Here is a 21,723-nt window from a genome sequence, read left to right as displayed (position 1 = left end):
AACTTACTCGAGTTCAGCCATCAGTTTAACCAGATGCTCAACTGCTTTTTGCTCATCTTCGCCTTCGGCAGAGAGAGTTACAACGGTACCCTGGGTCAGGCCCAGAGTCTGCAGTTTGAACAGGCTTTTGGCGCTGGCGCTTTTGCCGTTGGAGGTTACAGTGATCTCAGAAGTGAAGCCTTTTGCTTCTTTAACAAACTGAGCAGCAGGGCGGGTGTGCAGACCGTTCGGAGCGGTAATAGTAACTTCTTGCTGGAACATTATATTTCCCCAACTTATAGGTTTAGTGTTGTGGACCTAAAGTTTAGCCTAACGGCCAAACTTTAGCCTGTATCGTTAGCGCCGGCATTACGTGTCCGGCTTCGGCACCAGCAGCTGAGAATCGCTGTGGAAACCTTCAGGCCGTTAACGTCTACCACGTCATTAAACATTATGCCGCTAAAGGAAGACTTGAACCAAATCATAAAATCGATTCAGCTTATGGAAATCCCAATCGGAATAATTTCGCGCATCGAAATAAATGTGCTGGTTAAATACCAGACCCAACGAAGTGAATCAATGCCAGGAGGGGTAAAAGTTTGATGTGCGCCACAAAAAAGCACCTGAAAAGGTGCTTTTTTACACGATATTAACAAGCTGGCATTACTGTTGCAGTTCTTTCTCTGTGAACAGATCCGCAAACAATGCAGTGCTTAAATAGCGCTCACCTGAAGAGGGTAGGATAACCACAATATTCTTGTTGGTAAAGGATTCATCCTCCTGCAGCTTCAGCGCAGCGGCAACGGCGGCGCCGGAAGAGATACCAGCCAGAATGCCTTCCTCTTCCATCAGACGGCGTGCGGTGGAGATCGCCTCCTCGTTGGTGATCGCTACCACTTTATCAACCAGTTTCAAATCCAGGTTGCCGGGAATGAATCCTGCGCCAATACCCTGAATTTTATGCGGGCCGGGCTTAAGCTCTTCGCCTGCCAGCGCCTGGGCGATAACCGGGGAATCGGTAGGTTCTACGGCAACGGTAATCAGATCTTTTTTACCTTTGGTGCCTTTGATATAGCGGCTCACGCCGGTCAGCGTACCACCGGTACCGACGCCGGAGATGAAGACGTCGACCTGACCATCGGTATCTTCCCAGATTTCCGGGCCGGTGGTTTTTTCGTGAATTTCCGGGTTGGCCGGGTTGCTAAACTGCTGCAGCAGCAGGAATTTCTCCGGATTGCTGGCGACGATCTCTTCGGCCTTCTGGATGGCGCCCTTCATGCCTTTTGCGCCTTCGGTCAGGACCAGATTGGCGCCCAGCGCCTTCAGCAGTTTACGGCGTTCGATGCTCATCGTCTCGGGCATCGTCAGCGTCAATTTGTAACCGCGCGCCGCCGCCACGTAGGCCAGCGCGATACCAGTATTACCGCTGGTAGGTTCTACCAGCTCAACGCCGGGTTTCAGCACGCCGCGTTTTTCGGCATCCCAAATCATATTGGCACCGATACGGCATTTTACGCTAAAGCTCGGGTTACGTGATTCTACCTTTGCCAGGATGCGCCCGTTACCGATGCGGTTCAGTCGTACCAGCGGCGTATGGCCGATAGTCAGGGAGTTGTCTTCAAAAATCTTACTCATGGCCTGTCCTTAACTGTATGAAATTTGGGAGTACGGCTTCAGCATACCCGCTTAAAGAATATGCGGAAGTAAGGATTTAGCATATCTATATTCGGAAGGGAAATAATGGCAAGCCAGAAGTAATAAGGAGCGGCATAAGCCGCTCCGAACGAGATAGCGCTATTTCCACATCGCGTGTTTGTCACGGTAGCAATCAACCCACATCGCCGTCGCGCCGCAAATTGCGACGGGCAGGATCACGAGGTTGAGCACCGGGATCATGGTAAACAGGCTGGTCAGAGCGCCAAACTGCATGTTGGTGACTTTGCGGGTGCGTAGCGCCTGGCGCATGGTTTTAAACGGCACTTTATGGTTATCAAAAGGATAATCGCAGTATTGAATCGCCAGCATCCAGGCGCTGAACAGGAACCACAGCACCGGGGCGACGGTCTGGCCGAAACCGGGAATAAAATAGAGAAGCAAAAGGACGATCGCCCGCGGCAGATACCAGGCAAACTTCTGCCACTCGCGCTTCATGATGCGCGGCACATCTTTCAGGATACCGAAAATTCCGACGTCCGGCGGCGTCGCGCCAGTCAGACGCGCCTCAAGCTGCTCGGCCAGAAGGCCGCTAAAGGGCGCGGCAATCCAGTTGGCGATAGTCGAGAAGAAGTAGCCGAACACCAGCAGAATAGAAATGACGACGATGGGCCACAGCAGATAGTTAAGCCATTGCAGCCATTCAGGAACATGGCTCATCAAAGAAGGGATCCAGCTATCCAGTCGCGTGAACATCCACCAGAATGCGCCACCCATCAGCACGATGTTGACGAGTAGAGGGAGGAAGACGTATCGACGGATCCCCGGCAGCCCGATCAGCTTCCAACCCTGCGAAAAATAGTAGACGCCACTGCGCGGGGTCGTTACGGATGATGAAACCATAGTCAGGTGATACTCCTTTTTTAACATCCAGGCTGAATGTCGGGCTATTTTATCGGGTTAGCCGACAATAACCAGTTAGGAAATGTTCGAAAAAACAGCAAAAAGCACGATTTAGTTCATCTTTATGTAGTGAAAGCCCCAGACGCACTTGCACTTGATGTAATCGGCAAATACTCTTAGTGAGTAAATGTTTGCCGTGGTGGCAAGGTGTTAGAACAACAGAGAATATAATGATGCAGGATTTGCGTCTGATATTAATCATTGTTGGCGCGATCGCCATAATCGCTTTACTGGTGCACGGTTTTTGGACCAGCCGTAAAGAACGTTCCTCGATGTTTCGCGATCGCCCACTGAAACGTATGAAGTCTCGCGACGATGAAGAGTCGGAAGGCGACGACTTTGATGACGATGTTGAAGGCGTTGGTGAAGTCCGGGTTCATCGGGCGAGTCATGCGCCGAACGGCGTTCATGGGGAGCATGAAGCACCTCGTCAGCCGCCGCAGCACCAGTATCAGCCTCCTTATGAGCGTCAGGCGCAGCAGCCTGTGCGCCCGGAAGAGCCTGCCCGTGCAGCGCAGCAGCCGCATCAGCAACCGGTTCACCCTCAGGCTCCGGTTCAGCAACCGCATTATGCCGCGCCGACGCAGCAGCCGGTGACACAGCCCGTGCAGCCCCAGCAGCCGCCGCAAACGCAGCCACAGCAATCGCCGCAGCCACAGCAGCATGTGCAGCAACCCGTTCAGCATGTGCAGCAGCCGGTTCAACAGCAGCCTGTTGCCGCTCCGCAGCCGCAGCCGACGCCTGAACCTCCGGCCCCTGAGCCGCAGCCGGCAGCGCCGCAGCCTAAAGAGCGCAAGGAGACGGTCATCGTGATGAACGTTGCCGCGCATCATGGCTCGCAGCTTAACGGAGAGCTGCTCATCAACAGTATCCAGCAGGCGGGCTTCAAATTTGGCGATATGAATATTTTCCATCGTCACCTGAGCCCGGACGGTAGCGGCCAGGTGCTTTTCAGTCTGGCGAATATGGTCAAACCTGGCACCTTTAATCCGGACAGCATGGCGGATATGATGACCCCTGGGGTGACTATCTTTATGCAGGTTCCGTCCTTTGGCGATGAACTGCAAAACTTTAAGCTGATGCTGCAGTCCGCGCAGTACATCGCCGATGAAGTTGGTGGCGTGGTGCTGGACGACCAGCGTCGTATGATGACGCCGCAAAAACTGCGTGAATATCAGGACCGCATTCGTGAAGTAAAAGAGGCGAACGCCTGATCCCGCTTTTTGCGTTTAATCTACTTATCCTGAACCCCCGCCCGTCGGGGGTTTTTTATCATTGATGGTGTGATATGGAATCGAACGAACAAAAACTGACTGAACTGCGAACCACGCTTCGCCATCATGAATATCTCTACCACGTCATGGATACGCCGGAAATTCCTGATGCGGAATACGACCGGTTAATGCGTGAACTGCGCGAGCTGGAAGCTCAGCACCCGGAGCTGATCACCCCAGACTCGCCCACCCAGCGCGTCGGCGCCGCACCGCTAGCCTCCTTTAGCCAGATCCGCCATGAAGTTCCGATGCTGTCGCTCGATAACGTCTTTGATGAGGAGAGTTTCCTCGCGTTTAACAAGCGGGTGCAGGACCGTCTGAAAAATAGTGATGATCTTACCTACTGCTGCGAGCTCAAGCTGGATGGCCTGGCGGTCAGTATCCTCTATGAGAACGGCTTGCTGGTACAGGCGGCGACCCGCGGAGATGGAACGACCGGTGAAGATATTACCTCCAACGTGCGTACCATCCGCGCGATCCCCCTGAAGCTACGCGGCGACAATATTCCGCAGCGGCTTGAGGTTCGCGGAGAGGTGTTTCTGCCGCAGGCAGGGTTCGAAAAAATTAATGAAGAGGCCCGGCGAACCGGGGGGAAAGTCTTTGCTAACCCGCGTAACGCCGCAGCAGGTTCTTTACGTCAGCTCGATCCGCGGATTACCGCGAAGCGTCCGCTCACTTTCTTTTGCTATGGCGTGGGCGTGCTGGAAGGCGGCGAGCTGCCGGCCAGCCACTCGGCACGCTTGCAGCAGTTTAAGTTCTGGGGGCTGCCGGTCAGCGAGCGCGTAAAACTCTGCCATACGCCAGAGGAAGTGCTTACTTACTATCGCAAGGTAGAAGAAGATCGACCGAATCTGGGATTTGATATCGACGGAGTGGTGATCAAAGTCGATTCGCTTGCGTTACAGGAACAGCTTGGCTTCGTAGCCCGCGCGCCGCGCTGGGCGGTGGCGTTTAAGTTTCCGGCGCAGGAGCAGATGACTTTCGTGCGCGACGTTGAGTTTCAGGTCGGGCGAACCGGCGCCATCACGCCGGTTGCGCGTCTTGAGCCGGTACACGTCGCCGGAGTACTGGTCAGCAACGCGACCCTCCACAATGCCGATGAAATCGAGCGCCTGGGACTGCGCATCGGCGATAAGGTAGTTATTCGTCGTGCCGGAGATGTGATTCCCCAGGTCGTGAACGTTGTGCTCTCAGAACGCCCGGAAGAGACGCAGGAAATCGTGTTCCCAACCCATTGTCCGGTATGCCACTCCGACGTCGAACGCGTTGAAGGCGAAGTGGTAACGCGCTGTACCGGCGGATTGATCTGCGGCGCGCAGCGCAAAGAGTCGCTCAAGCATTTTGTCTCCCGTCGCGCTCTGGACGTCGATGGTATGGGCGATAAAATCATCGATCAACTGGTAGAAAAAGAGTATGTGCACACGCCAGCCGATCTCTTTCAGCTGACGCCGGGTAAACTCACCGGGCTCGATCGCATGGGGCCAAAATCAGCGCAGAACATCGTGGATGCCCTCGAGAAGTCAAAAGAGACCACCTTCGCTCGTTTTCTTTATGCGCTGGGGATCCGTGAAGTGGGTGAGGCGACGGCAGCCGGTTTAGCGGCCCACTTTGGCACTATTGAGGCGCTTGAGCAGGCCTCGATTGACGATCTGCAAAAAGTGCCGGATGTCGGGATTGTCGTCGCCACGCACGTGCGTAATTTCTTTGCCGAAGAGAGCAACCGCGAAGTTATCGCTCAGCTGCGTAAAGAGGGCGTCCGCTGGCCTGCGCCGGTAGTGGTCAATGCTGAAGAGATTGATAGCCCGTTCGCCGGAAAAACGATTGTTCTGACCGGTAGCCTGAGCCAGCTCTCTCGTGACGATGCGAAAGCGCAGCTGGTTGCGCTGGGCGCGAAGGTTGCGGGCAGCGTGTCGAAGAAAACCGACCTGGTTATCGCCGGGGAGGCTGCGGGTTCTAAGCTCGCTAAAGCGCAGGAGCTGGGAATTGCGGTAATCGATGAAGACGAAATGCTGCGCCTGCTCGGAGAGTCGCGTGGATAAAGAGCAGCTTATTGAAATTGCCAATACGGAAATGCCGTTTGGCAAGTACAAAGGCCGTCGATTAATTGATGTGCCGGAAGAGTATCTGCTGTGGTTTGCCCGCAAGGATCAATTTCCTGCCGGGCATCTCGGCGAACTGATGGCATTAACCCTGTTGATTAAAACAGAGGGGCTGACCGGTCTGGTCCAGCCCCTTAAGCGTCCGCGTTAAGCTTCGGAGGCGCGGTTTTTTTCCTGCGCCTGCAATGCTTCGGCCTGGCGCTTATAGCGCCTCGCCAGCACTGCGCACACCATGAGCTGAATCTGATGGAAGATCATCAGCGGCAGCACCATGATCCCCAGGATTGAGGTCGGGAAGAGAATATTGGCCATTGGAATGCCGTTCGCCAGGCTCTTTTTCGACCCGCAGAAGACAATCGTAATTTCATCCGCTTTATTAAACCCACACCTGCGCGCTACAAACACGTTAATAGCTATCACAATTGCCAGCAGCACGATGCTGACAATAACGATGAACAGCAGCGATCCGATACCCACTTTGTGCCAGATACCGTTCACGACTGCCTCGCTGAATGCCGAATAAACGACCAGCAGGATAGAGGTCTGATCGGTTTTTGAGATCCACTTTTTATGTTTTGTCACCCAGTTGCCAATCCATGGGCGAGAAAGATGCCCCAGCACAAACGGCAGCAGCAGCTGCAGCATGATTTTACCAACCTGCTCCAGACTCCCGCCCGCGCCGTGCAGATTCATCAGCAGGCCGACCAGCAAAGGCGAAATGAAGATCCCCAGCAGGCTTGAGGCCGAGGCCGAGCATACCGCTGCCGCCACGTTACCGCCCGCCAGGGAAGTAAACGCGATGGCCGACTGGACGGTGGCTGGCAGAATGCAGAGATAAATAAACCCGGTGTATAGCGCCGGATCGACGTTGACAGGCGCCCACCAGGCAAACAGCACGCCAAGCACGGGAAAAACGATAAACGTGCTGCACATGACCCAGAGATGTAAACGCCAGTGGCTTCCTCCGGCAACGATCGCCTCACGCGAGAGTTTGGCGCCGTGCATAAAAAACAGCAGCGCGATGGCGGCGGTAGTTAAATGCTCAAAGAAGGGGACAAATCCGCCGCGAGCAGGAAAAAAAGAGGCCAGCAGGACGACGGTGACTAACGTTAGGGTGAATGGATCAAGAATGCGGAAAAATTTCATAAACGCTCCTGAAAATCGATGTCGCTATTGTGCTTTCTTTAGTTTGAGAAATAAAATCGATTTATTGCATCTATTCATGAAAAAAAGAGATGAATTACTCGCTACGACAGTTGAAGGTTTTTGTGACCGTTGCTCGCGTCAAAAGCTTTAGCCGGGCAGGGGAGAGTATTGGCCTTAGCCAGTCAGCGGTAAGCCATAGCGTCAAAGAGCTGGAGCATCAGACCGGGGTACGCTTGCTTGACCGAACGACGCGCGAAGTGGTGCTTACGGAGGCCGGCCAGCTGCTCGCGGCCCGGCTTGAGCGTCTGTTGGATGAACTAAACGGCACGCTGCGAGAGGCCGGACGCGTCGGGCAGCAGCTGATGGGAACCGTCCGGGTGGCGGCCAGCCAGACTATTTCCGCCCATCTTATCCCGCAGTGCATTGCCGACAGCAACCGTCGTTATCCGGAAATCGATTTCGTACTACACGACCGCCCCCAGCAGTGGGTGCTGGAGAGTATCCGCCAGGGGGAAGTGGATTTTGGCATTGTGATCGATCCTGGCGCTGCTACCGATTTACAGTGTGAGACGGTGCTCGCCGAACCTTTTCTGTTGCTTTGCCGTAGCGATCACCCTTTTGCCGGACGGAGCGCGGTGAACTGGCAAGACCTCCAGCAGCAGCGGCTGGTTCTGCAGGATTATGCTTCTGGTAGTCGTCCGCTGATTGACGCCGCGCTCTCGGGATTTGCCGTTAAAGCGAATATCGTGCAGGAAATCGGTCATCCGGCCACGCTATTTCCGATGGTTGAGTCGGGGATAGGTATCAGTATTTTACCCGCATTAGCGCTGCCGCTTCCTCAGGGCAGCCATTTGCAGGTGAAACGACTCACTCCGGTGGTGGAGCGTCAGCTGATGCTGGCGCGGCGTAAAAATCGCTCGCTTTCAACTGCCGCAGAAGCGCTGTGGGAGGTGGTGCGGCATCAGGCTGGCCAGCTGACCGCTTTGCGCGAGAATGACCCCTTGTATCAGAAATGAAATCAATAGCTTTTTGATATCGAACGTCCGGGAAAACTGTATTGGTAATCGATTGCGTACCCTCGTTATAACATCATGGTAGCCAATTAACTTATCGATTCTTCAGTTTCTAAGGACAGCTTATGAGCGACACGCTTTTTTCACAGAACCCATGGTATAGCGCAGACATCATTCGCGGACATAAGCCGGACTTTATGCCGCGGGTGGCTTTTATTCTTGGTTCGGGTCTTGGGGCGCTAGCGGAGCAAATTGAAGATGCAGTGGCAATTTCATACGAGAAGCTGCCTGGATTCCCGGTGAGTACCGTTCACGGCCATGCCGGCGAGCTGGTGTTGGGAAACCTGGCTGGCGTACCGGTTGCCTGCATGAAGGGGCGCGGGCACTTCTACGAAGGGCGCGGCATGACGGTCATGACCGATGCCATCCGTACGCTAAAGCTTCTGGGATGTGAACTGCTGTTTTGTACTAACGCAGCCGGTTCTCTTCGTCCGGAAGTGGGGCCGGGAAGTCTGGTGGCGCTGAGCGATCATATTAATACTATGCCGGGTACGCCGATGGTGGGCCTGAATGATGAACGCTTCGGCGAGCGCTTTTTCTCGCTGGCAAATGCCTATGATGCGGATTATCGCGCCGTTCTGCAGCGCGTTGCGGCAGAGGAGGGTTTTCCGCTGACTGAAGGCGTATTTGTCTCCTATCCCGGGCCGAATTTTGAAACGGCGGCTGAGATCCGCATGATGCAAATTATCGGCGGCGATGTGGTGGGGATGTCCGTGGTGCCGGAGGTGATAAGCGCCCGCCATTGCGGGTTGAAAGTGGTGGCTGTTGCAGCGATTACTAATCTGGCTGAAGGTCTGGGCGATGTGAAGTTATCCCACGCGCAAACCCTGGCAGCGGCCGAACTTTCCCGGCAGAACTTTATCAACCTGATCTGCGGCTTCTTACGCAAACTGGCCTGAAAATAATAAATATTGACCCCGCTTGCGGGGTCTTACTTTAATGGCAAGGAACGGAAAAAATGGGTATCGCTTCTCGCTTAAAGCTCATGTCGTTTTTGCAATATTTTATCTGGGGAAGCTGGCTGGTCACCCTGGGTTCTTACATGATCAATACGCTGCATTTCACCGGCGCAAACGTCGGCATGGTGTATAGCTCTAAGGGGCTGGCGGCCATTATCATGCCCGGCATCATGGGGATCATTGCTGATAAATGGCTTCGTGCAGAACGGGCCTATATGTTCTGCCATTTGGTTGGCGCGGGAGTGCTTCTTTATGCGACGACCGTGACCGATCCGGATACGATGTTCTGGGTGATGCTCATTAACGCGATGGTCTACATGCCCACTATCTCCTTGTCTAACAGCGTCTGCTATTCATGTCTGTCGCAGTCCGGCCAGGATCCGGCGACCGCGTTTCCTCCCATTCGCGTTTTTGGCACTCTCGGTTTTATTGCCGCAATGTGGACGGTGAGCCTGATGGGGCTGGAGTTAAGCAGCGCACAGCTATATATCGCCTCTGCCGCGTCGCTATTACTGGCGATTTATGCATTTACGTTACCGAAAATTCCTGTCGTCGAGAAGAAAGCCGGAACCACCCTGGCCAGCCGGCTGGGGCTGGATGCCTTTGTGTTATTTAAAAATCCGCGGATGGCCATTTTCTTCTTTTTTGCGATGATGCTGGGAGCGGTACTGCAAATAACTAACGTCTTCGGTAATCCTTTCCTGCATGATTTTGCCCGCAATCCGGAGTTTGCCGACAGCTTTGTCGTACGTTATCCCTCAATTTTGCTTTCGGTGTCGCAGATGGCGGAGGTCGCTTTCATCCTCACCATACCGTTCTTTCTTAAACGCTTTGGCATCAAAACAGTCATGCTGATGAGTATGCTGGCATGGACGCTGCGCTTTGGCCTTTTCGCTTTTGGCGATCCCTCTCCGTTCGGTTTTGTGTTGCTGTTGATGTCGATGATTGTTTACGGCTGCGCATTCGACTTCTTTAATATTTCTGGATCGGTATTTGTTGAGCAGGAGGTCAGTGCCAATATTCGCGCCAGCGCCCAGGGCCTGTTTATGACCATGGTGAACGGCATTGGAGCATGGGTTGGTTCAGTTCTGAGCGGTATGGCCGTTGATTACTTCTCTATTGATGGCGTAAAAGAGTGGCAGACTATCTGGCTGGTGTTCGCCGCCTATTCATTACTGCTGGCGGTTATTTTTGCCCTGTTCTTCCGCTATCAACATGAGCCTGAGAAACTTATCAACAAAGCGCTGACGCATTAATCTTCTTCAGCGGCGGAGTTTATACTCGGCCGTTTCATTTTCCAGGATGCAGTGTGGTAACTTTGCGCATTATCCTTCGCCTCAGGAGCGCATGTCCCATGGAACGCACGCATCGTATCGATCTGAAATTATTGCGCTATTTTCTGGCTGTCGCAGAAGAGCTGCATTTTGGTCGTGCGGCTGCTCGTCTGAACATGTCGCAACCGCCGCTTAGTATCCACATCAAGGAGCTGGAGCAGCAGCTCGGTACGCTGCTGTTTGTTCGCCACTCCCGCAGCGTGGCGTTGACCCATGCTGGAAAAATTCTGATGGAGGAGTCCCGCCGCCTGCTTTCCAGCGCCAATCAGGCGCTGGCGCGAGTTGAGCAGATTGGCCGGGGTGAGGCGGGGAGGGTAGAACTGGGCGTGATAGGTACGGCGATGTGGGGGAAAATGCGCCCGGTAATGCGGCGTTTTTTGAAAGAGAACCCTAACGTAGAGGTGCTTTTCCGCGAGAACATGCCCGCCATGCAGATGGCGATGCTGGAGCGACGGGAGCTGGATGCCGGCGTCTGGCGGATGGCGACAGCGCCTACGCCAGGATTTACCAGCTTGCGTTTGCACGAGTCCTCTTTTCTGGTGGCCATGCCGGAGGAGCATCCGCTGGCGGTGCGTGAGGCGATCCCGCTTGCGGCGCTGCGTAACGAATATTTTGTTACGATGCCTTCAATACATACCGACTGGACGTTTTTGCAGCGCGTCTGTCAGAGTGCCGGATTCTTGCCGATGATTATCCGTGAAGTGATGGAGCCGCAAACGGTACTGGCTATGGTCAGCATGGGAATTGGCATTACGCTCATCGCCGATAGCTATGCGCAAATGACCTGGCCGGGCGTTGTGTTTCGTCCGCTGGAAGAGCGCATACCCGCTGACTTGTATATTGTCTATGACCAACAACAGGCGACGCCCGCGCTGGAGAAGCTGGTAGCGGCGCTGGTGAATTGATGGTCAGTGCCGGATAGCAAGATGAAGGCCTGTGCCGGTTTCGTATACTGCAGATAGCAAAAAAGCGCCTTTAGGGCGCTTTTTTACATTGGTGGGTCGTGCAGGATGACTCGCTTCGCTTGCCCTTCGGGCCGTCGCCGCAGGCGGCTCCGTTGTCTCTCTTCGCTACTCGTCTCATCCTGAGACTCGCCCTTCGGGCAACGCTACGCGTTGTACAAAATTGTTCCCGACAATTTTGTCGACCCGAACCTGCAGCAGGTTCGAATCTTTTGAATCGCAGATAGCAAAAAAGCGCCTTTAGGGCGCTTTTTTACATTGGTGGGTCGTGCAGGATTCGAACCTGCGACCAATTGATTAAAAGTCAACTGCTCTACCAACTGAGCTAACGACCCGAAGTGGTGGGTGATGACGGGATCGAACCGCCGACCCCCTCCTTGTAAGGGAGGTGCTCTCCCAGCTGAGCTAATCACCCACTTCGGTACTTCACATTTTATGACAAGAAATCCAGCTGGCGAGAAAGTGGTGGGTGATGACGGGATCGAACCGCCGACCCCCTCCTTGTAAGGGAGGTGCTCTCCCAGCTGAGCTAATCACCCACTTCTCAATTTCTTGCTACACGGCGGAGACTACGTAAAGTAGTTGGTGGGTGATGACGGGTTCGAACCGCCGACCCCCTCCTTGTAAGGGAGGTGCTCTCCCAGCTGAGCTAATCACCCCCGCTGTGTGGAGTCGCATTATAGGGAGAGTTGAAAATGAGTCAACGCCTTTTCTAAATAATTTGTTTGTTCGTCGTAAAATTAAACAAAACGATCGCAATGTCATCTATGACGCATGATTTATAAACAAAAAGGGTAAAGCGTGACGTTGAAACGGTAACAACATTGAGGAATCAGCCCACGGTGTTAGAATATTCCTCCATAAAATCCAACGAACACTGCCGCGTGTCGGCACCTTTATCAAACGTAAGGCCACTTCATGAAAATCAAAACTCGCTTCGCGCCCAGCCCGACAGGCTATCTGCACGTTGGCGGCGCGCGTACTGCTCTCTATTCCTGGCTTTTTGCACGTAACCACGGCGGTGAGTTTGTGCTGCGTATTGAAGATACCGATCTTGAGCGCTCCACGCCGGAGGCCATTGAAGCCATCATGGATGGTATGAACTGGCTGAGCCTGGAATGGGATGAGGGTCCGTACTTCCAGACCAAGCGTTTTGATCGCTATAACGCCGTCATTGATGAAATGCTGGAGGCGGGCACGGCCTATAAATGCTATTGCTCTAAAGAGCGTCTGGAAGCGCTGCGTGAAGAACAAATGGCAAAAGGCGAAAAGCCGCGTTATGACGGTCGCTGCCGCCATGGTCAAGAACATCATGCTGATGATGAACCTTGCGTTGTTCGTTTTGCCAACCCGGAAGAGGGGTCCGTTGTTTTTGACGACCAGATCCGCGGTCCGATCGAATTCAGCAACCATGAGCTGGACGATCTGATTATTCGCCGTACCGATGGTTCTCCAACCTATAACTTCTGCGTCGTGGTTGACGACTGGGATATGGAAATCACCCACGTTATTCGTGGTGAAGACCATATCAACAATACACCGCGCCAGATTAACATCCTGAAAGCGCTGAAAGCGCCTGTGCCGGTTTACGCCCACGTTTCGATGATTAACGGCGATGACGGTAAAAAACTATCCAAGCGTCACGGCGCGGTCAGCGTTATGCAGTATCGCGACGACGGCTACCTGCCGGAAGCGCTGCTGAACTATCTGGTGCGTCTGGGATGGTCCAGCGGCGACCAGGAAATTTTCTCTCGCGAAGAGATGATTAAGCTGTTTAGCCTGGGAGCGGTGAGCAAATCTGCGAGCGCGTTCAACACCGAAAAACTGCAGTGGCTGAACCATCACTATATCAACTCGCTGGCCCCGGAATATGTGGCAACGCATTTACAGTGGCACATTGAGCAGGAAAATATCGACACCCGTAACGGCCCGCAGTTGGCTGAGCTGGTTAAGCTGCTGGGCGAACGCTGCAAAACGCTGAAAGAGATGGCGGCGAGCTGCCGTTATTTCTATGAAGATTTTGCCGAGTTTGATGCCGATGCGGCGAAAAAGCACCTGCGCCCTGTTGCTCGTCAGCCGCTGGAAGTGGTACGCGATAAATTAGCCGCTATCAGTGACTGGACTGCGGAAAATGTTCATCACGCGATTCAGGCGACGGCTGATGAACTGGAAGTCGGGATGGGCAAAGTCGGGATGCCGCTGCGAGTTGCCGTAACCGGCGCAGGCCAGTCTCCGGCGCTTGATGTGACCGTGCATGCAATTGGCAAATCCCGTAGCGTAGAACGTATCAATAAGGCGCTGGCCTTTATTGCTGAACGCGAAAGCCAACAATCCTGATACTTGAAACAGACATTGCAAAACGGCGGGGATAGCTAACCCCGCCGTTTTTTTTGCCTGCTACTTTGCATCAGTAATACCAAGCCGGGAGAGAAATCCGCTAATCCCCTCGCGCGCAAGAAGATCGCGCAGGTGTAACTGTTCGGTCGGGGTCATCAGGTGCATGGTTTCGACAATCTGCCGCCATATGGCGTCAGCATCATTCACAAAGTATTTGACGGGCTGTTCAGCCAGCTGATTATCTATCGCCAGATGCCGTAGCGCCGGAATATTTGCAAGGAAATCGATAACCGGCCTGTCGATGACGATAAGACGAGCGCGCCCCCCTTTGACCCCGGGTATCGGTTCCGTCCGCCATTTTTGTTCTCTGGCCCAGCGGTTTATGGTTTGTCGGGCGAGGTTAAGACTCTCGGCGAGCTCCGCTGGCGTCATTTTATCTTTAAGTTTCATCATGCTTTCACCGATCGCGGATACCCAGTCGGTTGAGTAATCCGGTGATCCCTTCACGCAACAGCAGCGACATCAGCAACTTTTGCTCACCCGGCGTCATCTCTTTGCACAGCGTAAGAAGCAGAGATTCCAGTTCGTTATCCGTTGCGGAGTAGGGGACCGGGTTTTCGGCCACGCGCTGCGCGCTGCGTATGAATTCGCGAACCTGCTCATTGACATGTACGAGGCGCGCTTTACCGCCCTGAACGCCGGGGCGCGGGGAGGTTTGCCACCCCTCTTTACGTACCCATTTGTTTATGGTTTGCCGACTGAAGCCAGTCAGATGCGCTATTTCTTCAGGTGTCATTCGTTCCTTGAGCATACTATTTCCTGAGTAAATATGTGGGAATTAGTTGCACATGTTATAGCATCCTTTTACAGGAAAGAGTGACATGTTTAGCTTCTGGCTGCGATAAGGCTCGCAATGTCAGCCGTTTGCCTGCTTTTTCAGCGATCAAATTGCGGGGATTCATTTTGCCGTTGACACCTGACGAAGGAATTCATATTATGCCGCCCGTCAACACGACACGCTTTACGTTACGGGGCTATAGCTCAGCTGGGAGAGCGCTTGCATGGCATGCAAGAGGTCAGCGGTTCGATCCCGCTTAGCTCCACCAAATCCTGCACCCAGCAGATTTGGTTCGTAAAGAGGTCCTGTGGGGCTATAGCTCAGCTGGGAGAGCGCTTGCATGGCATGCAAGAGGTCAGCGGTTCGATCCCGCTTAGCTCCACCAAATTCCGAACCCTCGCTGCGGCGGGGGTTTTTGTTTTTATCAGGGAAATGTAAAGTACTTTCCGAATAAGTCAGTAAATCTCCGCGTTAAGTAATTTCAGATTTTTTCACTATTTAAAATCTTGCCTGCCTTTATTAAGCAACATAATATTTGCTGCCTAAATATATTTGTTGCCGCAGGAGTTTTAATTAACAATAATGATTGATCATTTTAACATTAAGATCAAAAAAACTCTGCTGGCCCTTCTGGTCTGCTTTATAGCCATTCCGCTGTCCAGATTTATTTCTCCTCAAACTATTATTGACGGAAATCAAATTTATCTGGCATGGCTGCCGTTGAGCTTAATGTATGCTGTGCTTTTTATTTTTGGCCGCTATGCCGTTGCTCCATTGGTAATCGCGTTTGCGATTACCAATTCCTGGATAATCGATCTGACCTTCACTCAGGCGGTCATCCTGCTTTTTTGCCAGCTCTTCTCGGTATTCCTCTCCTGCGCTATTGTCCGTTATCAGCTTGGAAGGCGCTGGCGCGCCGGGCTGACGGCGAAACATATGGGCGTGAGGGTTTTCTGGGGCGGTTTCTTCGCGCCAATTCTGCTCAAGATCACAATGTATCTGGCGGGGCGCTTCTTTTCGTTTCCGCTGGCGATTTCCAGCTATTTCGGCAATATGTCGGTTATCTACACCGTTATCGATATACAGAGCCTGATTAGCGCTGCGTTAATTTTTACGACCTTCTTTTATTATCCGTTGCGGATCATTATCAGTCCGCGATATGCGCGAGTATTCTGGCGCAATCTTTGTCATTCATGGCAAGTGCGCGAGCAGCGAGTATTTACGCTGTACTGGTTTGTAGCGCTGGCGGCAATATTACTGGTGCTATGTACGCCTTATGATTCTGTTTTTATTGCTGGTTATTTAGTTCCTCTTATTTTCATTTTGTACTTTATTGGTATTAGTCGTCTGGCGCATACGCTGATTCGCATTTCGTGGTCCGTTTCAGCATTTTTACTCGTGGCCTATAACCAGAATTTTTTGCATGGGGTACAAAGTGAATATTCCCTGTCATTTGTGCTTTCGGTGCTAATTTGTTTCACTATCTGTCTGTTTTATATGGCGGATATCTACGCGCGCAGTGAAAGAATGAAGTTCAGATGGCGAGACCAGGCGGAAGAAGATCCGCTAACCGGTTTGCCCAATTTGCGTGCGCTGGAGAGTCATCTGCAGCGTAACCCCGCGGTTGCTATAAGCAGCCTGCGAATACAGAATCTGGATTTCCTTAGCCGCCATTACGGCATGATGATGAGAGTAGAGAGCAAACGGCAAATCGCCTGTAAGCTACAGCCGCTATTGTCTCAGGGAGAGCGGATTTTTCAGCTTCCCGGCAGCGAGCTATTGCTGGTGCTAAACGGCCCTGAACCTGAGGCGCGTTTAAATCATATCGTTTCCACGCTTAACCATAAAAAGTTCAGCTGGAACAACCAGACGTTGGATCTCGAGTTTGGCGCATCGTGGGGAGGCTATAGCGGTACCGAATCGGATATTCACCCGATGCTTGGTCAGCTTAGCTGGCTATCGGAGCAGGCCGGCGCGGCTCGTCGCGTGTTAGCGCTTGACGCCGCTCAGGAACAGATTTCCGATCAAACAAGCGAACAGGTCCGGCTGCTGGCGCAGATTAAGCAGGCGCTTAACGAGCGCGGTCTGGTACTGTATGCCCAGCCCATCCGCGATGCCGCAGGAAAGGGATACTACGAAGTTCTTTGCCGTATGCGCTGCGGTAATAACATCATTACGCCCGATAAGTTTATTCCGCCGATCGCGCAGTTTAATCTGAGCCAGCGCTTTGATATGCAGGTACTGGAAACGCTGTTCAGCTCGCTCAGGCACCATCAAGGGCAGCACTTCTCCGTGAATCTACTGCCCTATACGCTGATGCAAAAGGATAGCGCGACGCAAATTATCTCGCTTTTTAAACGCTATAACCTGTCGGCGGAGGCGATTACGATTGAAGTCACCGAAGAGCAGGCGTTTTCCGATGTGGAAACCAGCATGCATAACATACAGCAGCTGCGAGAATTCGGCTGCGCTATCGCTATCGATGATTTTGGCACCGGCTACGCTAACTATGAGCGGCTGAAAAGCCTGCAGGCCGATATTTTAAAAATTGACGGTTGCTTCGTGCGGGATATCGAAACCGATCCGCTGGACGCCATTATGGTCAAATCGATTATCGAAATGGCTAAGGTTAAAAAGATGAAGGTGGTGGCGGAATACGTTGAAACGCCGGAGCAGCGGGAAAAACTTCTTCAGCTAGGGGTCGATTACCTCCAGGGGTATCTGGTAGGTAAACCGCAGCCGCTGAGCGAGCTGCGGACGTAAAAAAGCCGGGACTTGCCCGGCTTTCTCTCTAGCGAAGAGGGATTACAGTACCAGCGCGGCGATAGACGCAGAAAGCACGCTCACCAGAGTAGAACCGTAAACCAGCTTCAGGCCGAAGCGAGAAACCACGTTACCTTGCTCTTCGTTCAGGCCTTTAATTGCGCCAGCGATAATGCCGATAGATGAGAAGTTAGCGAAGGAGACCAGGAAGATAGAGATGATACCTTCCGCACGCGGTGAGAGCGTGGCGGCCACTTTCTGCAGATCCATCATGGCGACGAATTCGTTAGAAACCAGCTTGGTTGCCATAATACTACCTACCTGCAGCGCTTCGCCTGCCGGTACGCCCATGACCCACGCCACCGGATAGAAGATATAGCCGAGGATCCCCTGGAAGGAGATGCTATAGCCAAACCAGCCGGTAACGGTGGCGAACAGGGCGTTCAGCGCGGAGATCAGGGCAATAAAGCCAATCAGCATGGCGGCGACGATAATCGCCACCTTAAAGCCCGCCAGGATATATTCACCCAGCATTTCGAAGAAGCTTTGGCCTTCATGCAGATTAGACATCTGCAGATTTTCTTCGCTTTCGTCAACGCGATACGGGTTAATCAGCGACAGAACGATAAAGGTACTGAACATGTTGAGTACCAGCGCCGCAACAACGTATTTCGGCTGCAGCATGGTCATGTACGCACCTACGATAGACATGGATACCGTAGACATCGCGGTCGCAGCCATGGTGTACATGCGGTTGCGGGACATTTTGCCAAGAATATCTTTATACGCGATGAAGTTTTCAGACTGACCCAGAATCAGCGAGCTGACTGCGTTAAAGGATTCCAGCTTGCCCATACCGTTGATTTTGGACAGTACGGTACCGATCGCGCGAATGACGATAGGCAGAATACGAATATGCTGCAAAATACCAATCAGCGCGGAAATGAAGACGATAGGGCACAGAACTTTCAGGAAGAAGAAAGCCAGGCCTTTGTCGTTCATGTTGCCGAAGACAAAGTTTGTCCCTTCATTGGCAAAGCCGAGGAGTTTTTCGAACATCTCGGAGAAGCCCTTCACAAAACCCAGACCAATGTCAGAGTTCAGGAAGAACCAGGCCAGCAGCACTTCAATGACAAGCAGCTGAATGACATAACGAATACGAATCTGCTTACGGTTGTGGCTGACCAACAGGGCCAGAATAGCCACCACTACGATCGCGAGAATAAAGTGCAAGACGCGGTCCATATTTGCTCCAAATATGAGGCAGGTTAAATTTCTGTGCACATTCTATGTAACAAGCGCAAAGAAAACGAGAGCCAGCACACACTATTGCAAGGATATGTGACTAATGGCAAAAATAGTGATCAACCATGCATTTTTGTTATGTTACGTAAAAGTTTTAAAAGTTGCGCTGTTGTACTATTCTGATGACTGATTAAGAGAATTTATCAGTTCCCCGGTTTTAAGTTACTGACCTGCTATCGTTCCCCCCTATCACAGCAATCATTATCATCGCTCTAAATGAACTTGATAATCATTCGCATTTTGATAGCATAAAACATAGCAAAGGCTATATTTCCAGAGGCAGAAAATGACAAACAGTCGCGTTGAGAATAGCAGCGGTCGCGCAGCGCGCAAGATTAAGCTCGCCCTGATGGGGCCTGCGTTCATTGCTGCCATTGGCTATATCGATCCGGGTAATTTCGCTACTAACATCCAGGCCGGCGCCAGCTTTGGCTACCAACTGCTATGGGTGGTCGTGTGGGCAAATCTGATGGCGATGCTGATTCAGGTGATGTCGGCGAAGCTGGGTATCGCTACCGGTAAAAATCTGGCAGAGCAAATTCGCGACCACTACCCGCGTCCGGTGGTGTGGTTTTACTGGGTGCAGGCGGAAATTATCGCTATGGCGACCGACCTTGCAGAGTTTATTGGCGCAGCCATTGGATTTAAGCTGGTGCTCGGCGTGTCATTGCTGCAGGGCGCGGTATTGACGGGGATCGCGACGTTCCTGATCCTGATGCTACAGCGCCGCGGACAAAAACCGCTGGAAAAAGTCATCGGCGGACTGCTGCTGTTTGTTGCGGCGGCTTATGTCGTTGAACTTATCTTCTCCCAGCCGGCGCTGGCGCCGCTGGCGAAAGGCATGCTCGTACCGTCTCTGCCAACCAGCGAAGCGGTATTCCTTGCCGCCGGGGTATTGGGGGCGACCATCATGCCGCATGTTATCTATTTACACTCGTCGCTCACTCAGCACCTGCACGGGGGGACGCGCAAAGAGCGCTATAACGCCACGCGCTGGGATGTTGCCATCGCTATGACCATCGCAGGTTTTGTTAACCTGGCCATGATGGCGACCGCCGCCGCGGCCTTCCATTTCAATGGTCACACCGGCGTTGCCGATCTCGATCAGGCCTATCTGACGCTGGAGCCGTTGTTGAGCCACGCGGCAGCCACCATCTTTGGGCTGAGCCTGGTCGCCGCCGGTTTATCCTCCACGGTTGTAGGCACCCTGGCGGGGCAGGTCGTAATGCAGGGTTTTATTCGCTTTCATATTCCGCTGTGGTTTCGTCGGGCCATTACCATGCTGCCTTCATTCATTGTGATTTTGATGGGGCTTGATCCGACGCGTATTCTGGTGATGAGCCAGGTCTTGCTGAGCTTCGGTATCGCCCTGGCGCTGGTGCCGCTGCTCATCTTTACCAGCAATGCGCGGCTGATGGGGGATCTGGTTAATTCCCGGTGGGTGAAAGTGCTGGGGTGGGCGATTGTCGCGGTGGTTGTGGTGCTCAACGGCTGGCTGATTGTTGGAACGCTGGTCGGTTAAGCAGGTAATTAAAAAAGGGAGCCGGATGGCTCCCTTTTGCGATTAATGATGCCCGTGACCATGGCCGCGGCCGCCATGGCCTCGTCCCCAGCCGCCGCGTCGGTCGTCGCGATCTTTCCAGCCTTCGCGATAGCCGCGTTCGTAGGCTTTACCTTTATCCCAGCCGCGATGCCAGCCGTTATCGTGACGACGCCAGCGGTTATCGCGCCATTCATAGTGTTTACGCCAGTAATCACGGTCGCGCCAGCCGCCACCGTCCCAGTAGTTACCATAATTGTCGCGATCGCCAATTTGTAATTTTATTGATGGCAACAGGGTGATTTCACCAGCGTTAGCGACCAATGGCGCTGAAGCCAGAAGCACTGCAGCCAAAATCAGTGACCTGAACATACTCTTCTCCTTCACGATCGGGGCCGTTGTCGGCCTGTTAACCCGATATTACGGGGCAGTAAAGCCCCGTCGCATCGGAGGAACTCCTAAATCGCCAGTGAGAGCACTTTTTGCTAAAGTAAAAATGAATTTACACCGCAAGGATTGCGTCAATCGTTGCCTGTTCTTCGGCGGTGAAACGGCGGTTTTCCAGCATGCCAATCGCATCGTCGAGCTGCGTGGTTTTGCTGGCGCCAATCAATACCGAAGTCACTTTCTCGTCGCGCAGCACCCAGGCCAGGGCCATCTGCGAGAGCTTCTGCCCGCGGGCTTCGGCCAGTGCGTCAAGTTGACGAATCTTTTCCAGTTTGCTTTCGGTAAGCTGATCCGGTTGCAGGAATTGACTGCCGCTGGCGGCGCGGGAATCCGCCGGAATGCCGTGCAGATAACGGTTAGTTAACTGGCCGCCGGCAAGCGGTGAAAACGCTATACTTCCCACCCCTGCGCTCTGCAGGAAATCGAGTAAGCCCCCCTCGACCCAGCGTTCGAACATGGAATATTTAGGCTGATGAATCAGACACGGTGTGCCCAGCTCGTTAAGAATATTGACGGCTTCCCGGGCCTGTTCGAGAGGATAATTCGATAATCCAACGTACAGGGCCTTCCCCTGGCGGACGAGATGGTCCAGCGCGCGCATGGTTTCCTGCAGCGGCGTTTCAGGATCGGGACGGTGGTGGTAGAAAATATCGACATAGTCGAGGCCCATTCGTTTAAGGCTTTGGTCGAGGCTGGCAATCAGATATTTGCGTGAGCCCCAGTCGCCATAGGGGCCGTCCCACATGGTGTAACCGGCTTTACTGGAGATAATCAGTTCATCGCGATAGGGCAAGAAGTCCTCTTTCAGGATGCGACCAAAATTGCTCTCCGCGGAACCCGGCGGTGGCCCGTAGTTGTTGGCCAGGTCGAAATGGGTGATGCCGAGATCGAATGCGTGACGCAGAAGCTGACGGCTGGTTTCCACCCGCGTTTCGTCGCCGAAATTATGCCAAAGCCCAAGAGAAATTGCCGGTAGCTTTAGCCCGCTATGACCGCAACGGCGGTATTCCATCGTTTGATATCGCGTGGTGTTTGCCTGGTAAACCATACT

The 21,723-nt window shown here is 53.1% G+C and carries 19 protein-coding genes and 6 tRNA genes; 12 read left to right on the top strand and 13 right to left on the bottom strand.

The window, feature by feature from the left end; translation table 11 throughout:
• Nucleotides 1–3 precede the first annotated feature (3 nt).
• The 3 genes from ptsH to cysZ all read right to left on the bottom strand — a co-directional run bounded on the left by ptsH (nt 4) and on the right by cysZ (nt 2,535).
• The gene (ptsH, locus tag KO1_RS09115) at nt 4–261 is read right to left on the bottom strand and encodes a phosphocarrier protein Hpr (RefSeq protein ID WP_002913505.1); all 258 of its coding nucleotides are present in this window, start codon (nt 259–261) and stop codon (nt 4–6) included.
• Nucleotides 262–642: 381 nt separating this feature from the next.
• Nucleotides 643–1,614, bottom strand: coding sequence for a cysteine synthase A (gene cysK / locus KO1_RS09110; RefSeq protein WP_004104335.1), 972 nt, complete (start codon nt 1,612–1,614; stop codon nt 643–645).
• A gap of 159 nt (nt 1,615–1,773) precedes the next feature.
• Nucleotides 1,774–2,535, bottom strand: a complete 762-nt coding sequence (gene cysZ / locus KO1_RS09105) for a sulfate transporter CysZ (protein WP_023321400.1) — start codon at nt 2,533–2,535, stop codon at nt 1,774–1,776.
• 230 nt (nt 2,536–2,765) lie between these two features.
• Here cysZ and zipA point away from each other — a divergent pair, with 230 nt between their 5' ends.
• From zipA to KO1_RS09090, 3 genes are all read left to right on the top strand, one after another.
• The gene (gene zipA / locus KO1_RS09100; RefSeq protein WP_023321399.1) at nt 2,766–3,809 is read left to right on the top strand and encodes a cell division protein ZipA; all 1,044 of its coding nucleotides are present in this window, start codon (nt 2,766–2,768) and stop codon (nt 3,807–3,809) included.
• Nucleotides 3,810–3,883: 74 nt separating this feature from the next.
• A complete protein-coding gene (ligA, locus tag KO1_RS09095) occupies nt 3,884–5,908 on the top strand; it encodes an NAD-dependent DNA ligase LigA (protein ID WP_004114323.1) in 2,025 nt (674 codons plus the stop codon).
• Nucleotides 5,901–6,119 carry a DUF3820 family protein gene (locus tag KO1_RS09090; protein ID WP_004104331.1) on the top strand — a complete coding sequence of 73 codons (219 nt, stop codon included), beginning with the start codon at nt 5,901–5,903 and terminating at the stop codon, nt 6,117–6,119. Before ligA ends, KO1_RS09090 begins: the two co-directional genes overlap by 8 nt.
• Here KO1_RS09090 and KO1_RS09085 read toward each other — a convergent pair.
• Entirely contained in the window at nt 6,116–7,114 is a 999-nt protein-coding gene (locus tag KO1_RS09085) for a bile acid:sodium symporter family protein (protein WP_004104330.1), read from the bottom strand. The genes KO1_RS09090 and KO1_RS09085 overlap by 4 nt on opposite strands.
• A gap of 89 nt (nt 7,115–7,203) precedes the next feature.
• Here KO1_RS09085 and KO1_RS09080 point away from each other — a divergent pair, with 89 nt between their 5' ends.
• The 4 genes from KO1_RS09080 to KO1_RS09065 all read left to right on the top strand — a co-directional run bounded on the left by KO1_RS09080 (nt 7,204) and on the right by KO1_RS09065 (nt 11,385).
• The gene (locus KO1_RS09080) at nt 7,204–8,130 is read left to right on the top strand and encodes a LysR family transcriptional regulator (RefSeq protein WP_064406901.1); all 927 of its coding nucleotides are present in this window, start codon (nt 7,204–7,206) and stop codon (nt 8,128–8,130) included.
• Nucleotides 8,131–8,252: 122 nt separating this feature from the next.
• Nucleotides 8,253–9,086, top strand: a complete 834-nt coding sequence (gene xapA, locus KO1_RS09075; protein WP_004104320.1) for a xanthosine phosphorylase — start codon at nt 8,253–8,255, stop codon at nt 9,084–9,086.
• A 59-nt stretch (nt 9,087–9,145) separates the two neighbouring features.
• Nucleotides 9,146–10,402 carry a nucleoside permease gene (locus KO1_RS09070; protein WP_004114318.1) on the top strand — a complete coding sequence of 419 codons (1,257 nt, stop codon included), beginning with the start codon at nt 9,146–9,148 and terminating at the stop codon, nt 10,400–10,402.
• Nucleotides 10,403–10,500: 98 nt separating this feature from the next.
• Complete coding sequence (locus KO1_RS09065; RefSeq protein WP_023321397.1) at nt 10,501–11,385, top strand: LysR family transcriptional regulator; 885 nt, start codon at nt 10,501–10,503, stop codon at nt 11,383–11,385.
• A 316-nt stretch (nt 11,386–11,701) separates the two neighbouring features.
• Here KO1_RS09065 and KO1_RS09060 read toward each other — a convergent pair.
• From KO1_RS09060 to KO1_RS09045, 4 genes are all read right to left on the bottom strand, one after another.
• Nucleotides 11,702–11,777 (bottom strand) — tRNA-Lys (locus KO1_RS09060).
• Between the two features lie 4 nt (nt 11,778–11,781).
• A tRNA-Val gene (locus KO1_RS09055) sits at nt 11,782–11,857 on the bottom strand.
• A gap of 48 nt (nt 11,858–11,905) precedes the next feature.
• A tRNA-Val gene (locus KO1_RS09050) sits at nt 11,906–11,981 on the bottom strand.
• Nucleotides 11,982–12,025: 44 nt separating this feature from the next.
• A tRNA-Val gene (locus KO1_RS09045) sits at nt 12,026–12,101 on the bottom strand.
• A gap of 259 nt (nt 12,102–12,360) precedes the next feature.
• Here KO1_RS09045 and gltX point away from each other — a divergent pair.
• Nucleotides 12,361–13,779 carry a glutamate--tRNA ligase gene (gltX, locus tag KO1_RS09040; protein ID WP_023321396.1) on the top strand — a complete coding sequence of 473 codons (1,419 nt, stop codon included), beginning with the start codon at nt 12,361–12,363 and terminating at the stop codon, nt 13,777–13,779.
• A gap of 60 nt (nt 13,780–13,839) precedes the next feature.
• On the opposite strand, the gene KO1_RS09035 is transcribed toward gltX, so the two are convergent.
• Nucleotides 13,840–14,232, bottom strand: coding sequence for a YfeC-like transcriptional regulator (locus tag KO1_RS09035; RefSeq protein WP_004104316.1), 393 nt, complete (start codon nt 14,230–14,232; stop codon nt 13,840–13,842).
• A gap of 4 nt (nt 14,233–14,236) precedes the next feature.
• The gene (locus KO1_RS09030; RefSeq protein WP_004104315.1) at nt 14,237–14,590 is read right to left on the bottom strand and encodes a YfeC-like transcriptional regulator; all 354 of its coding nucleotides are present in this window, start codon (nt 14,588–14,590) and stop codon (nt 14,237–14,239) included.
• Between the two features lie 219 nt (nt 14,591–14,809).
• Here KO1_RS09030 and KO1_RS09025 point away from each other — a divergent pair.
• From KO1_RS09025 to KO1_RS09015, 3 genes are all read left to right on the top strand, one after another.
• Nucleotides 14,810–14,885 (top strand) — tRNA-Ala (locus KO1_RS09025).
• Nucleotides 14,886–14,926: 41 nt separating this feature from the next.
• Nucleotides 14,927–15,002: transfer RNA gene (locus KO1_RS09020), tRNA-Ala, on the top strand.
• A gap of 197 nt (nt 15,003–15,199) precedes the next feature.
• Nucleotides 15,200–17,380 carry an EAL domain-containing protein gene (locus tag KO1_RS09015; RefSeq protein ID WP_023321395.1) on the top strand — a complete coding sequence of 727 codons (2,181 nt, stop codon included), beginning with the start codon at nt 15,200–15,202 and terminating at the stop codon, nt 17,378–17,380.
• A 42-nt stretch (nt 17,381–17,422) separates the two neighbouring features.
• On the opposite strand, the gene KO1_RS09010 is transcribed toward KO1_RS09015, so the two are convergent.
• Complete coding sequence (locus KO1_RS09010) at nt 17,423–18,625, bottom strand: NupC/NupG family nucleoside CNT transporter (protein WP_004104312.1); 1,203 nt, start codon at nt 18,623–18,625, stop codon at nt 17,423–17,425.
• 346 nt (nt 18,626–18,971) lie between these two features.
• Here KO1_RS09010 and KO1_RS09005 point away from each other — a divergent pair, with 346 nt between their 5' ends.
• Nucleotides 18,972–20,207: an Nramp family divalent metal transporter gene (locus tag KO1_RS09005; protein ID WP_004114311.1), complete on the top strand. Its 1,236-nt coding sequence runs from the start codon at nt 18,972–18,974 to the stop codon at nt 20,205–20,207.
• 42 nt (nt 20,208–20,249) lie between these two features.
• On the opposite strand, the gene KO1_RS09000 is transcribed toward KO1_RS09005, so the two are convergent.
• Together KO1_RS09000 and mgrA are read right to left on the bottom strand one after the other, a co-directional pair.
• A complete protein-coding gene (locus KO1_RS09000) occupies nt 20,250–20,597 on the bottom strand; it encodes a DUF2502 domain-containing protein (RefSeq protein WP_004104306.1) in 348 nt (115 codons plus the stop codon).
• 130 nt (nt 20,598–20,727) lie between these two features.
• Nucleotides 20,728–21,720 (bottom strand): L-glyceraldehyde 3-phosphate reductase, encoded by a 993-nt coding sequence (gene mgrA, locus KO1_RS08995; RefSeq protein ID WP_004104305.1) that lies wholly within the window; start codon nt 21,718–21,720, stop codon nt 20,728–20,730.
• Nucleotides 21,721–21,723: the final 3 nt, after the last annotated feature.

The organism is Klebsiella oxytoca NBRC 105695, assembly GCF_001598695.1.
GTDB lineage: Bacteria > Pseudomonadota > Gammaproteobacteria > Enterobacterales > Enterobacteriaceae > Klebsiella > Klebsiella oxytoca.
The sequence above is the reverse complement of the archived record's forward strand: the minus strand, read 5'-3'. Positions and strand labels throughout refer to the sequence as shown.

Excerpts from the sequence above, each read along its gene's own strand:
- KO1_RS09030 (WP_004104315.1), bottom strand. The coding sequence starts at position 14,590 with ATGCTCAAGGAACGAATGACACCTGAAGAAATAGCGCATCTGACTGGC.
- KO1_RS09080 (WP_064406901.1), top strand. The coding sequence starts at position 7,204 with ATGAATTACTCGCTACGACAGTTGAAGGTTTTTGTGACCGTTGCTCGC.
- KO1_RS09065 (WP_023321397.1), top strand. The coding sequence starts at position 10,501 with ATGGAACGCACGCATCGTATCGATCTGAAATTATTGCGCTATTTTCTG.
- KO1_RS09000 (WP_004104306.1), bottom strand. The coding sequence starts at position 20,597 with ATGTTCAGGTCACTGATTTTGGCTGCAGTGCTTCTGGCTTCAGCGCCA.
- gltX (WP_023321396.1), top strand. The coding sequence starts at position 12,361 with ATGAAAATCAAAACTCGCTTCGCGCCCAGCCCGACAGGCTATCTGCAC.
- KO1_RS09035 (WP_004104316.1), bottom strand. The coding sequence starts at position 14,232 with ATGATGAAACTTAAAGATAAAATGACGCCAGCGGAGCTCGCCGAGAGT.
- KO1_RS09005 (WP_004114311.1), top strand. The coding sequence starts at position 18,972 with ATGACAAACAGTCGCGTTGAGAATAGCAGCGGTCGCGCAGCGCGCAAG.
- ligA (WP_004114323.1), top strand. The coding sequence starts at position 3,884 with ATGGAATCGAACGAACAAAAACTGACTGAACTGCGAACCACGCTTCGC.
- cysK (WP_004104335.1), bottom strand. The coding sequence starts at position 1,614 with ATGAGTAAGATTTTTGAAGACAACTCCCTGACTATCGGCCATACGCCG.
- cysZ (WP_023321400.1), bottom strand. The coding sequence starts at position 2,535 with ATGGTTTCATCATCCGTAACGACCCCGCGCAGTGGCGTCTACTATTTT.
- zipA (WP_023321399.1), top strand. The coding sequence starts at position 2,766 with ATGATGCAGGATTTGCGTCTGATATTAATCATTGTTGGCGCGATCGCC.
- ptsH (WP_002913505.1), bottom strand. The coding sequence starts at position 261 with ATGTTCCAGCAAGAAGTTACTATTACCGCTCCGAACGGTCTGCACACC.
- KO1_RS09015 (WP_023321395.1), top strand. The coding sequence starts at position 15,200 with ATGATTGATCATTTTAACATTAAGATCAAAAAAACTCTGCTGGCCCTT.
- KO1_RS09085 (WP_004104330.1), bottom strand. The coding sequence starts at position 7,114 with ATGAAATTTTTCCGCATTCTTGATCCATTCACCCTAACGTTAGTCACC.
- KO1_RS09070 (WP_004114318.1), top strand. The coding sequence starts at position 9,146 with ATGGGTATCGCTTCTCGCTTAAAGCTCATGTCGTTTTTGCAATATTTT.
- xapA (WP_004104320.1), top strand. The coding sequence starts at position 8,253 with ATGAGCGACACGCTTTTTTCACAGAACCCATGGTATAGCGCAGACATC.
- KO1_RS09010 (WP_004104312.1), bottom strand. The coding sequence starts at position 18,625 with ATGGACCGCGTCTTGCACTTTATTCTCGCGATCGTAGTGGTGGCTATT.
- mgrA (WP_004104305.1), bottom strand. The coding sequence starts at position 21,720 with ATGGTTTACCAGGCAAACACCACGCGATATCAAACGATGGAATACCGC.